Raw genomic sequence first — 11,543 nt, 5'->3', positions numbered from 1 at the left:
CCGCTCATCCGCGTGGAGGTCGAGGCACTCCTCAACCGTCCAGTCTCTCGATACGTCGGCCCATTCTCAGCTAAGTTGAGCCGGGAGCCGAGATCGTGAATCCATAAGAAGGATCGGCAAGTTTAGGCGCAGTGTAGGCTCCATAATTTTCGGCGAACTTCCACGAGCACAGAGTGCTAAGTGTCACTGAATCGATCAGATGGGCAGAGAAAACAGAAAGCGGGCAATTCCCATACTCTTTCGCGGCAAGTCCAATCTTGATTTCTGAGGTTAGATCCTCGTCCATAAACGAAGCAATCATATCTCGCCCGAATCGTTCTGATCGATAGCCCCAAAGGGATGTCCATTCGCCGAGTATGCATATAGAGCGAACCATCTCATCCCTGCTCAAGAGGCGGTTTATCTCTACGAATTTTTCGATCAATTCCTGCTGAGTGCAGTTGCCCAACCGAACTGCAACGATGCCGGTGAATAACCTATTGCCAACGGTCGTGTCGGACCTCTCCATGTAGCGATTCTCGGTCAGAGTTGTTGCGAAGCTTCTTCGCTCCCGACCTAGCCGTGAACAGACAACTAACTTTTCCATCGCCTGCTCAAGAGTGCTCAGATCGAGCGTCTGCTTGACCTCCAATGCCGCATAGACGCTTTCTGCGCCCAGGATATAATAACGATCGTCTTCGGATACTCGGGCTCTTATCGACGGAAACCACGTGTCGTTGTGAACGACTATGTCGCATTCACCAGCAGTCTTTCCGGTGAGATCCATGACATGGCCGCAATCAACGGCGTATCTGCTCGGAAGAATACGACGAAAGAAGTCGCGGACCAACGCCTCAATGGGCGGGCCGGACGAAAAATTGTGCAGGCGAGTTTCGAGCTCGAATTGAGAACGAGCTAGCAGCAGGTCTTCTTCGTACTTGCATCGCGATTGAAATGCTTGCAGAAATGTATCGGGGGCCGACTTCGGTTGCCATCCTGCAATCTTTTCCGCGAGGTCATCATTCACTTTTCGGAAGCCTGTCTCGATCGCCTAATCTATTGGCCCAATTGTGTATATTGCGGATATCTGTTTCGTGTTGCATGTGTTTCATGCTTGATTCATGGAACATACTGTTTCGGTGTCGAAAGTATTTGACTGGGTTCCGAAACGACCTCCGCGGCGGATACTTTTCGTTGCTGATCTCATCTACCGCCGGAAGGGGTTCGGTTCCGTCGAGTTCAAGCGCCCATTTGCGACCCATCGAATCGCGGAAGGTAACCCAGTACTGCTCGGTTACCGATTTCGGCCCACGAAACGCGACTTCCCGTGATTCTTCAGGCGCAAGGTGCGCACTCTCGTAATCCCATGCGTACATAGTGCCGCCAGATGTCGCATCCCACCGAGCTTTGAGGTCTGCGATCTCCTCGGCCGATAGCCGCTGGCCCTGTTCAAGACACTCCTCTGCTACCACTCTGCGAAAAGGCCACTTTCTCGACTGGTTAGGGCAGACATCATATATGGATTTCTCCGAAAGGTTGTGTACTTTACCGAAGTATGACTCGTCGGTCCAATGGAGGCTGGTGAACCGAACGTGGCGTGCTTGTGCCTTCTGTTGTTCGGTTCGACGGTTGTGGACGTAGGTCAGTATCCCAAGGATGAGTGAACCGACCATGAGCACGATGACAACCCAGGCGGCTACCGTTCCCCAGATGCCAGCTTGGAAAGGGAACGGCCACAAAGCACTCGACATGCGGCGGAGTATCTCACCTCCGGGCACATGCTCGGTTGCTGAAACGCCGGGAGCCTCAGCGATCACGGAGAAGGAAGGTTGGATCATCTCGTCGCTGGTCGCATCTCCACCACTCGCTCCCGTAACGCCGTCCACATACTTCCTTTGCATTTCCCGAGCTGCCGCGCGATGGCATTCAGCGACTGGCCCTGGCCGTGAGTCTTACAGTCAATCTCCTCGTCCGTCATCGGCTGGTTCCGCGTCTGTACGCCGTGCTCGCGGAGGATCTTCAGCAGCCCGCCCTTCGACAGGCCGTACTGCTCACACAGCTGATTGGTGGGAGGTACCGCTTCGGTAGGCGTCGACCACCTCGGCGATGGTGTTGGGCGACAGCCGCCTATCCAGCCGCCGCGGTTGAACGTTACTGCCGCCGATCCTTCCGGGCCGACGAGTCGGAGCTGCGTCGATCTTGGCGATCACCTGGCCCAGCCAGTCGGCTTCCCACTGTTTCAAGTACCGTCCGCTAACCCCAACTTCGGCATACCTTGGCGGACAATACTTGAACCGGTCCGGCCGCTCCTCGCCTTGCGCCGCCGTCATCCGAAGCAACATGGTGTAACGGATCGCGGTGGAAGACACCTGGTTCCGGTGACGTGTCGGTGGCACGCCGTACACTCCGCGCTGTCATCAGACAGACCAAGGAGCAAGGTGAGAACCGCCGGTACCTGCACTGTCGCGGATTGCCGCTTGAAGGTGTCCGTCAAACGATGGCAGCTGTGCGAGAAGCATTACCAAGCATTCTGGAAGTACGGCGATCCGAACGGAGTTGGAACTCGGTCACGCGGGCAGCTCTGCGCTGCGGCTGGGTGTGATCGGACGAGGAGCAGTCGTGAAGGACTGTGCTTCATGCACCGGCAGCGCCTGAAAAGAACCGGCTCTTTGGAGAAGGCGAAGCCGAAGCCATGCTCGGAGCCAGGCTGTGCCCGAACAAGCACGGCGAAAGGGCTCTGTCAAGCGCACTACGACAGGGCCCGAGGTTCCTCAAGGAACAGCTCACGACCATGTTCTGTGGCTGGCTGTTCCCGGACCGTCAAGGCACGTGGCCGTTGTGCCCGCCACTACAGCGAACTTCAGCGGACCGGTCAGCTGCTTTCATCGCCGCTTCTATCCGAAGAGCGCGCAGCGTTAGGCATTTCAGGTTGCTCCGAATCCGGCTGCGATCATCCCGCAACCAACGGTGGACGTTGTGCTGTGCATCACAACCGATTTCGTGCGGGTCATCGGATGGCGCGGTTGTGCCGGAGCTGCGGCGCGGACCTGACGGGGCTTCCGCGAGGGAGGCGCTACTGTTCCGAGAAATGCAAGCCTCGTTGCAGCGGCCCGGAGTGCGATCGTGTGGTCAGCGGGCATGGATTATGTTCTGGCCATGCGAAGCAGCGCAGTTTGGGCCAGCCTTTGCGAGTGATTGCGGTTCGTGTGACGCCGACGATGAACGGGCCGTGTCAGTGGTGCGGTGATTTGGTGGGTGTAGGCAGTACAAACAGATACTGCTCGGTGGGCTGCCGCAATCTCGCCCGACGGCATGCTCAAAGCAGCACTGCGGGACAATGCAGTCAGTGTGGGGTGCCGATTGACTATCTGGCGCCAGCGAACGGTGGTGGGCGCCGCTTGACGCCGATCTCGAAGAGACTGTGCGATAACTGCCGGCGGCGTAGCGCATCCCTCTACCTGTCCGCCGAGGAGCTTCGTGCACGTGACGGTGATGACTGCAGCATTTGCGGGCTACCCGTGCCCGAGCACGTTCCTAGACTTCATCCGCTCGCCGCCGAGGTCGACCACATTGTGCCGATCGCACGCGGGGGCACGCATGACCCGTTGAATTTGGCGCTCGCCCATAAGAGCTGCAACCTGGCCAAACGTGACAAGATTGGTTGGCGACGAGACCCCGCTGAGGTTCAGCCACTCCTGGACGAATGGGCCACAAACCCTAATCCGGTCATCCGCGCGGGATGCGCAGCTGACAGTTGCGATCGACAGGCCGGCACAAAAGGCCTGTGCGATAAGCACTACCGACGCCGCAGGAAATACGGCACCATCGAACTACCGGCAAAGCCGTCAGTATGTGTTGAGCCCGACTGTGACAACCCAGTACGCGCACGAGGGCTGTGTCGATCGCATTACAGTCGATGGTTGCGGAGCAAGAGTGCCTGCTCCGTTGAGGGTTGTCTGAACGGGTCACATACCCGAGGTCTCTGCAAATCGCACTACAACCGATGGTTGCTGGATCGACCTAACCATCCACGATGTTCAGAGATCGACTGCACGCGGATATCCGAGGTGCGAGGTCTGTGCAACCTGCACTACTCCCGAAGGCGTGCCGTCCAACGCCGAAGCGCGGAGAACTCTTGAGAGTTCGGCGTGTACCTGCCTGTGCCCGCAGCGTCGTGTCACTACGCCTGGGGGCCAGTCACCTTGTGGCTGATCGCCTCTCAACTCCTCGCTCCCGCAGCGCCTTCCACACACTCCCCTTGCTCTTCCCGAGTCGCCGCGCCACAGCATTCAGCGGTTGCCCCTCGCCGTAAAGCCGCACCGCCCACTCGATCTCCTCTTCAGTCATCGGCCGGTTCCGCATCTGGACCCCATGTTCCCGCAGGATCGACAGCAGCCTGCCTTTCGACAGTTCGTATTGACCAGTCCCCCGATAAGGCGACCACCTGATCCGGCCCCCGGAGAGTGAGCCGCTCTTACGAGAGTCGAGACTCCGATTGGGTGGCGTGCCACAGCATCTCATACTCGTCGGGACTGAGGTGGCCGAGGTAGCTGTGGAGGCGTTCGGCGTTGTAGAAGTTATCGATCCAGTCGGCCATCGCTATGGTCAACTCGAGGCTCGTGGGCCACTTCCTGGTGTTCAGCAACTCGGTTTGCATTCGCCCCCAGAACGCCTCGATAGCAGCGTTGTCGAAGCAATCGCCCACGGTTCCGAAGGAGGGAATCAGATTGTGCCGGCGAAGGTTCTCTCCGAACGACCAGGATGTGAACTGAGTGCCGTGGTCGGCATGCAATATTGCGCCGTGGTATCTTTTCCGTTCCCGGACGGCCATATTCACCGCATTATTGACCAGAGCTGTATCCGGGGCTGTTGAAAACGACCTTCCGACAATCTTTTTGCTGAAGCAATCGAGTATCGCGCAGCAATAGACCTTTCCATCACGAGTGGGATGCTCGGTGATGTCCGTGCACCACAGCTCGTTCGGCTGGTTCGCGACGAACATGCGGTTCACCAGGTCCGATGGCGTATGAACACCCAGCAGGTTCGGTTTTCGCCCCTTCTGGAGCGGCAGCCCCGAGAGCTGCAACTCACCCATGATCGAGTGGATCAGCTTATGATTGACCACCATGTCGCACTCGCTGAGCAACGCCGCCTGAATTCGCCGCCGCCCATAGGTTCCGCGAGAACGCAGGTGGATCTTGCCGATCTCGTCGGCCACAATCGTTCGCCGCAGGAACCGAATCGATAACGCTGGCTTGCGCAACCGATGAAATGTAGCCCGGTTCAATCCGACGATACGGCAGGCGGCTCGGCCCGAATGCCCACGCGCGATCAGCCTTTCGACGATCGCGTATTTCCTTTTGGGGAGATCACCACCTGCTCGTCGAATAGTTCACACGCGTCTCGGATGAGTTTCAGCTCGGCCTCCAGCTGGGCAATCCGGCGATGCGCGGAGGCCAGCTCGTCGGCCTCGACGCTCGGCACGCCCTCACGGGCTCCCGCATCGACCAGTGCCTGAGCCTTCCATTTGAACAGCGTCGCCGCGGAAATCCCTGTCTCAGCAGCGATCTCAGCGACCCGTTCCCCAGCGCGCAGTCGCGCGCACACCTGTCGGCGCACGGACTGTGGATACGATTTCGGCACCATGACCTCCTGACGGTCAGTCTGCCTCAACTCTCACAAGGCTGGTCTCCCCTCCGGGGGCCGGATCAACCCGGCATTGGAGTCCGGGGTTGATTCGATCCGGATTCAGTTGATACTGCAGGCCACGGGGTGGTGGGTGTGGCTGCAGCGGGCAGCGTACTGGGCCGGGGTCAGGTAGCCCAGCGCCGAATGCCGGTGCCGCTTGTTGTGCTCGTCCTTGAAGTCGCCGATGACGACTCGGGCCTCGAGAAGGCTCGTCCAGTGGTTACGGTTCAAGCATTCGGCGCGTAGCCGCCGGTTGAACGATTCGATATGGCCGTTGTTCCACGGCGTGCCGGGCGGGATGTAGACGATCCCCACCCGGTCGGTGCAGAACTGTTGCAGCGCATGGGAAATCATTTCAGGACCGTTGTCCATGCGCAGCACCTTCGGTGGCCCGCCGCGCGCGGTGAACACCTTCTGCAACTCGGCTACCAGCCGTTCGGCGGTGATCGAGCGCTCCACCATGTGCAGTAGTGATTCACGAGTGTGCTCATCGATCATCGACGCGATCTTCACCGCCCGCCCGTCGACGGTGGAGTCGAACTGAAAGTCCAACGCCCACACCGCCTTCGGCGCATGCGCGTCAACGAGCGGCACAGCCGAGCAGCCAGCGCGTTTGCGTGGCGAGTGCGCACGCACCTGCAAGCCTTCCTCCCGCCAGAGCCGGTGCACCCTCTTCTTTTTCACCCGCGAGCCCTCGTCGAACCGCAGCGCCGCCCACGCACGCCGGAATCCGTGCCCTTGATGTTTCGTGGCGTAGGAACGCAGCCAGACCCGCAATCCCGCGTCCGGATCCAGCGGGGGTCTGCGCGGCCGGCAGCCGCCGATACGTGGACCGGTGCAGCCCAACCACCTTGCACGCGAACCGTTCCGACATGCCCATCACCTGCTGAAGCATGTCCACCGCCCGCCGCTTGGCGGCCGGGCCTAAAATTTTCCCTTCGCGATCTCCCGCAGCGCGTCCTTCTCCAGCTCCGCGTCCGTCAGCAGCCGCTTCAACCTGGCGTTCTGCTCTCACAGCTCTTTGAGTTCCTTCGCGGCATCGGTGTCCACCCCGCCGTACTGGCGGCGCCAGTTGTACAACGTCGCCGCCGACACCCCCAGATCAGCAGCGATCTGCTCACCCGTCTGCCCAGCAGCGGCGAGTTCGTCGGCACGGCGCGGCTTCCGCACGATGTCCTCCGCGGAATGCCGCTTGCGTCCTGCCATGTCCCCTCAGTGTCCCTTCCAGCCCTCACCAGGGCCAACAGGACTCTAATATCGAGTGGTCTCATTTCATTGGGAACGGGCCATCCCCTTTAGCTCAATGAAAGTGGCTGCCAAGCGGTCTCTTGAGCTGTTCCCGCACGTCGTCCAGTACATCTACTGTCATGAGGAATAGCTCAGGGTCACCTTCGTATGGATGGCCGCGAGGGTCGTCCTTTCGGCACGTCACGAGACAGCCACTCCCCTTGATACAGTCGGCTTTCCCCCGTGGGCGCACCAATCGCCACCCGCCAGACGACATAAACGCCACGTAGAAAAACGTCGACCCGGATATCCCAGTGAGTAACTGACGTCGTCGACAAAAGGCGTTACCGATTTGGAAAACCCAACCACGGGTAAGTAGGCCACCGTGATTGCGGAGCTTCATCTCGCGACATGCCTCGGGTACCTCTGACGCGGCGGAGTCGAGCGCCTTCACTGCTTCTGTCCACCATTGGGAATCAACTCGGTTCTTCTCGGCCTTCGCCCGCCGTTCTGAGGCAGCCTTTGCTGCCCGCTCATTACGGATTTCGTCTGCGAGCCCCATCTGCCGAGCGTAGCGACCGGCAGCGTCAATTTTCGGGGATTACTGCTGCTCCCAGCAGTTTTGCCTGCAAGCCCGCTAGACGCGGGCCGCCAAACCCAATCGAGCCCCAAGACCGTGTCTCATGTCGCTGATTTCGTCAGTTTCTTGTATCAGGTCAGTGTCGCGAGGAATCCGAGGACGTTTGTGGCTCTGCGGTCATAGCGGATGTTGAGCCGGTGGTAGCCGGTCAGCCAGGAGATCGTGCATTCGATGACCCATCGGTGGCGGCCGAGCCGCTGGGAGGACTCGATGCCCTTGCGGGCGATCCGGACCGTGATGCCTCGGTTGCGTACCCATCGTCGCAGGTCGGCGGTGTCGTAGGCCTTGTCTGCGTGCAGCTTGCCAGGCCTGCGCCAGCGTGGGCCGCGCCGCGATCGCAGAGCGGGTATCGCCTTCACGAGCGGTTTCAATGCTTCGGCGTCGTTGGTGTTCGCTGCCGAAATGCCCACGGACAGGGGGATTCCCGCACGATCGGAGAGCACGTGGATCTTCGATCCGGTCTTGCCGAGGTCGACCGGGCTGGGCCCTGTCATGGGTCCCCCTTTTGGCTGGCACCGACGCCGCGTCGATTACCGCCCGCGACCAGTCGATCAAGCCTTGGCTGCCGAGTTCATCGAGAACCCCCGGTGTAGCCGGTGCCAGACACTGGCCTCGGTCCACACGCTGAACCGGCAGTGCGCGGTCGAGACCGTCACGCCGAACGACGGCGGCAACATCCGCCGCGCGCAGCCGCTGGTGAGTACGAACACCACCGCCGTGAACACCGACCGCTCGTCGGCCTGTGCGGTGCCGCCACCCACGGGCGCGGCGTGAACACGGGCAGCAACGGCTCGGCCAGAGCCCACAACCGGTCCGGCACAAGACGTTTCGACAACTCGTCGGTCACAAACCGAATATCATGCAGCACAACCGGATTCGACGCAGACGATTGCGCTGAAGACCTGCTCAGCAGCGTGGTCGCCTCTCGGTCGGCCTGGGAATACAGTCCAGGACCTGGGGAACGATCCCGGTCAGGCTCTTCTGCGTCCGCCGATGAATTTCGGCAGCAGGCGCCGTCTCTTCTGTGACTCGACGAAAGGACGAACTATGCAAATCCTGGCTCGCCTGTGCATGACCGCGGACGGCTATGTGACGACTCCGCACGGCTGGCCGCCTCAGGTCATCGATCCGGTGCACGGTCCGGGCAGTCACGGTATCGCCGAATTCCTCAAGACCTGCGAGGCCGCCCTGATGGGTCGCACCACCTTCGAACCCGCGCTGACCGCCGATCGCTGGCCCTGGCCGGACCTGGAGGTCTTCGTGCTCGGCTCGCACCGGCCCGAGGGCACTCCCGACGATGTGACCGTCGACGACGATCCGCAGCGGCTGCTGGAGAAGATTCGCGCGGCCAATCGCGGCGGCGATGTCCATCTCATCGGCGGCCCCGGCACGATCGAGACCTACCGCGCCCTCGGTGTTCTCGACAAACTCGAACTCGTGGTACTGCCGTTCTTCGTCGGCAACGGCCTGCGCCTGACCGATTCGCTGAATCCACAGACCAGTTTGGAATTCGAGAGTTCGCGGCCGTTGGACGGCGGTGGGGTGGAGATCGTCTACCGAGTGCTGCCGCACCACTGACAGTGGTAACTCACCCGCGCTTCATACAAGGAGTCCCACGAAATCGACCGGGAGACGTATGCGCGCAGCATCAGACGCTACAACCACGCAAGACACGGTCTTAGTACCAAAGCAATGGCGATGGCCAGCAACGTCCTGCCACGTGCGGTGGTCCGATTGTTTACGCCGCGCGGCCCGGTGACGAATCGGCCGATCCAAGGTGAACTTGCACCCCGTGATCGGTGTGGATGCTAGGCAGCGCCAGCGCTACCGAAGAGATAGCGGGTGCCGCGGAAAGCGCGACTGGATTGGTCGCGAGCGCCCGGTAGCCGACGGCGGCGGATCGCAGTAATCGCAGGTGAGAGACGATATCCAGCGTGCCTAGAACTTGCCAAGACTGGTCGATACAAGACGGACCGGGCAGTACGAGCCGGACGTTGAAAGGCTTCTGCCCTGGACGGGAGGGCACCAGCCGGACGCCCCAGGTCGAAAACGGGTTCCCTGGGGGTCAGGTGGTCGCAGGTTCAAATCCTGTCAGCCCGACAGAAAAACCCCTTCTGACCTCGGTCGGAAGGGGTTTTTGTTTTCAGGTCGAGGGTCGGGATTTGACCCGATCCCACATTAATCTCACACTTTCGGGCCTATTCGCCCCGTGCCCACCGCTCGAGGACGTCCCGATTGTCCGGCACCGTCTCCGGGATGTCGATGTAGTGGCCCTTCGCTACAGCCGTGGTGTTACCCAGCTGGCGGGCCGCGCGCTCGGGGTCGTCGTACTCGTGGTCGACAGCGGTGGCGGCGCCCTTGCGGAAGGTTCGCGGTGTGATCCACGCGAAGGTTTCGCCGCGGGCGGCACGCCAGGTCCTGCCGAAGTTGTTCGGATTGCGCAGTGTCCCGACTCGGGACGGGAACAGCAGCCCCATCGGGTTCGGCTGACCGGAGGTCTTCAGGTGCTCGATGGCCTCGCGGATCGACTCGATGGTGTGTGGCGGCAACAGGATTCGGCGCCATCCGTTTTCGGTCTTCGGAGCGGGCTTGCGGACCCATCCGCCGGTGCCTTTGCCCTTCTGCTCGACCAGCGTTCCGGTGATGTCCAGATACGGGTCTTCGGCATCGAGATCGATGTCGTCGAGTAGCAGCGCGAATACCTCGTGCGGGCGCATTCCTGTCCCAGTGATCACGTCGATCACCCACACCACTGCCCAGTCCCGTGCGGGCCCGGTCGTGTAGGCCGGGGTGCCGGGAATCTCCTCACCGCGAGCCCACGCGCGGACCTGGGCACGGAAAGCGGGCAACGCTTGCTGGTCTTGGACCTTGCCGCGCGCTTGCTTCTTGCGCCTGGTGAACGCGCCGACGCCGTCGATTGGGTTCGTCTCGACGGCACCGTGGCGGACGGCGATCTGCAGCATCGCACGCAGGACGATCTTGTGCTGCTTGGCTTTGCGGCGTAAACCCAGACTCACCAGCCGTTTGAGGTGCCGATCCAGTTCTCCGGCCGAGGCCTGCCAGACCTGAAGGTTGCCCAGGGAGTTCTCGATCTTGATCGTCTTGGGGTCGGCGCGCTTGTCTTTGGATACGTAGATCTCGCGGCGGTAGTCCTCGATGTTCCCGTCGGTGTAGGCGTCATCACCCTCCAGCTCGACGAGGAGTTCGGCGGCCAGATCGATCAGCTTGGTGGTGCGGGTGATGCGCCGAGATCCCAGTTGTTCCCGGTGGTCGCGCATCGCTTCGGCAAGCCGGTTGCGTGCGTCATCGGCGGTAACACCGATCCGCTCGAGCTGGGTACTTCCCGCGGCACCATAGAACCGAACGGTGGCGCGCCAGCGTCCGTTCTTCTGCTTCTTCGGCTTCGTCGGTGTGCCGAAGGTCCCAATTGGTTTGGGGAGTCTGCCGCCCAATTGTGCTTTCTCCGTTCGGTACTCGATGTGCGGATTGCTGCGTGTTGCGCTTTGTCGAGTCGGGGACCTAAGTGGCCACGCAGGTCCGTGAGATGGCTTCGTCGGACTGACTGATCGTCGTAGGTGGATAGCGATGCCCAGCGGCGACGAGTCTCGAAGATCGAAAACTCGATTTCAAGACTCGAAAGTTTGCTAATTAATAGCTGTCAACGACAGTGTTCAGCCGGGTTGCACGGATTCCGTGGTGATCCCGCCTGTGACAACAGACAATTGGGACGAGTGGCTGCCTTGCGCTCGGTGCGCAGCAACACAGCAGCCGGTCACGTCTTGTCCAGTTGTTCTTGCTCCCAGGCGAGTAGATCGCTCAGTCGGTAGCGCCGGTACCGTCCCATTCGTGCGAATCGAGGACCGCGTCCAGCGCTCGCCCAAGTGGCAAGAGTCTTCTTCGGAATCTTCAGCCGTTCGGCGACATCGTCGGTGCTGAGCCAGACCACTTCACCGCTCATCGAGGTCTCCGTACGAAACCGCCGCAGTGCACTGGCCGTCGATGTGTTCGT

11 protein-coding genes and 1 pseudogene are annotated in these 11,543 nt (G+C 60.8%); 2 read left to right on the top strand and 10 right to left on the bottom strand.

What is annotated here, in order from left to right; translation table 11 throughout:
- Positions 1 to 70: 70 nt before the first annotated feature.
- From ACQPYR_RS28860 to ACQPYR_RS28850, 3 genes are all read right to left on the bottom strand, one after another.
- The gene (locus ACQPYR_RS28860; RefSeq protein ID WP_433622081.1) at positions 71 to 1,006 is read right to left on the bottom strand and encodes a DUF6602 domain-containing protein; all 936 of its coding nucleotides are present in this window, start codon (positions 1,004 to 1,006) and stop codon (positions 71 to 73) included.
- Positions 999 to 1,865, bottom strand: coding sequence for a hypothetical protein (locus ACQPYR_RS28855; RefSeq protein ID WP_433622080.1), 867 nt, complete (start codon positions 1,863 to 1,865; stop codon positions 999 to 1,001). Before ACQPYR_RS28855 ends, ACQPYR_RS28860 begins: the two co-directional genes overlap by 8 nt.
- 165 nt (positions 1,866 to 2,030) lie before the next feature.
- Positions 2,031 to 2,348 (bottom strand): hypothetical protein, encoded by a 318-nt coding sequence (locus tag ACQPYR_RS28850; protein ID WP_433622079.1) that lies wholly within the window; start codon positions 2,346 to 2,348, stop codon positions 2,031 to 2,033.
- A 267-nt stretch (positions 2,349 to 2,615) separates the two neighbouring features.
- Here ACQPYR_RS28850 and ACQPYR_RS28845 point away from each other — a divergent pair, with 267 nt between their 5' ends.
- The gene (locus tag ACQPYR_RS28845; RefSeq protein WP_433622078.1) at positions 2,616 to 4,118 is read left to right on the top strand and encodes an HNH endonuclease; all 1,503 of its coding nucleotides are present in this window, start codon (positions 2,616 to 2,618) and stop codon (positions 4,116 to 4,118) included.
- 335 nt (positions 4,119 to 4,453) lie between these two features.
- On the opposite strand, the gene ACQPYR_RS28840 is transcribed toward ACQPYR_RS28845, so the two are convergent.
- The 5 genes and pseudogenes from ACQPYR_RS28840 to ACQPYR_RS28820 form a co-directional block, all read right to left on the bottom strand.
- Complete coding sequence (locus ACQPYR_RS28840; protein ID WP_433635266.1) at positions 4,454 to 5,311, bottom strand: IS3 family transposase; 858 nt, start codon at positions 5,309 to 5,311, stop codon at positions 4,454 to 4,456.
- Positions 5,311 to 5,652: a transposase gene (locus tag ACQPYR_RS28835; protein ID WP_433622077.1), complete on the bottom strand. Its 342-nt coding sequence runs from the start codon at positions 5,650 to 5,652 to the stop codon at positions 5,311 to 5,313. Before ACQPYR_RS28835 ends, ACQPYR_RS28840 begins: the two co-directional genes overlap by 1 nt.
- A gap of 75 nt (positions 5,653 to 5,727) precedes the next feature.
- Positions 5,728 to 6,513, bottom strand: a complete 786-nt coding sequence (locus ACQPYR_RS28830) for an IS3 family transposase (protein ID WP_433622076.1) — start codon at positions 6,511 to 6,513, stop codon at positions 5,728 to 5,730.
- Between the two features lie 165 nt (positions 6,514 to 6,678).
- Positions 6,679 to 6,873, bottom strand: coding sequence for a transposase (locus ACQPYR_RS28825; protein WP_433622075.1), 195 nt, complete (start codon positions 6,871 to 6,873; stop codon positions 6,679 to 6,681).
- A 732-nt stretch (positions 6,874 to 7,605) separates the two neighbouring features.
- A pseudogene (locus tag ACQPYR_RS28820) lies at positions 7,606 to 8,381 on the bottom strand (IS5 family transposase).
- Positions 8,382 to 8,581: 200 nt separating this feature from the next.
- On the opposite strand from ACQPYR_RS28820, the gene ACQPYR_RS28815 reads away from it, so the two are divergent.
- Complete coding sequence (locus tag ACQPYR_RS28815) at positions 8,582 to 9,112, top strand: dihydrofolate reductase family protein (protein ID WP_433622074.1); 531 nt, start codon at positions 8,582 to 8,584, stop codon at positions 9,110 to 9,112.
- Between the two features lie 620 nt (positions 9,113 to 9,732).
- Here ACQPYR_RS28815 and ACQPYR_RS28810 read toward each other — a convergent pair.
- Both ACQPYR_RS28810 and ACQPYR_RS28805 read right to left on the bottom strand, forming a co-directional pair.
- Positions 9,733 to 10,986 carry a hypothetical protein gene (locus tag ACQPYR_RS28810; RefSeq protein WP_433622073.1) on the bottom strand — a complete coding sequence of 418 codons (1,254 nt, stop codon included), beginning with the start codon at positions 10,984 to 10,986 and terminating at the stop codon, positions 9,733 to 9,735.
- Positions 10,987 to 11,306: 320 nt separating this feature from the next.
- Complete coding sequence (locus ACQPYR_RS28805) at positions 11,307 to 11,492, bottom strand: helix-turn-helix domain-containing protein (protein ID WP_433622072.1); 186 nt, start codon at positions 11,490 to 11,492, stop codon at positions 11,307 to 11,309.
- Positions 11,493 to 11,543 lie beyond the last annotated feature (51 nt).

This window comes from Nocardia sp. CA-120079 (genome assembly GCF_050955745.1).
GTDB lineage: Bacteria > Actinomycetota > Actinomycetes > Mycobacteriales > Mycobacteriaceae > Nocardia.
The sequence above is the reverse complement of the archived record's forward strand: the minus strand, read 5'-3'. Positions and strand labels throughout refer to the sequence as shown.

Bases quoted from the DNA above. Each gene is read 5' to 3' on its own strand.
- ACQPYR_RS28845 (WP_433622078.1), top strand. From the start codon at position 2,616: ATGCACCGGCAGCGCCTGAAAAGAACCGGCTCTTTGGAGAAGGCGAAG.
- ACQPYR_RS28825 (WP_433622075.1), bottom strand. From the start codon at position 6,873: ATGGCAGGACGCAAGCGGCATTCCGCGGAGGACATCGTGCGGAAGCCG.
- ACQPYR_RS28815 (WP_433622074.1), top strand. From the start codon at position 8,582: ATGCAAATCCTGGCTCGCCTGTGCATGACCGCGGACGGCTATGTGACG.
- ACQPYR_RS28805 (WP_433622072.1), bottom strand. From the start codon at position 11,492: ATGAGCGGTGAAGTGGTCTGGCTCAGCACCGACGATGTCGCCGAACGG.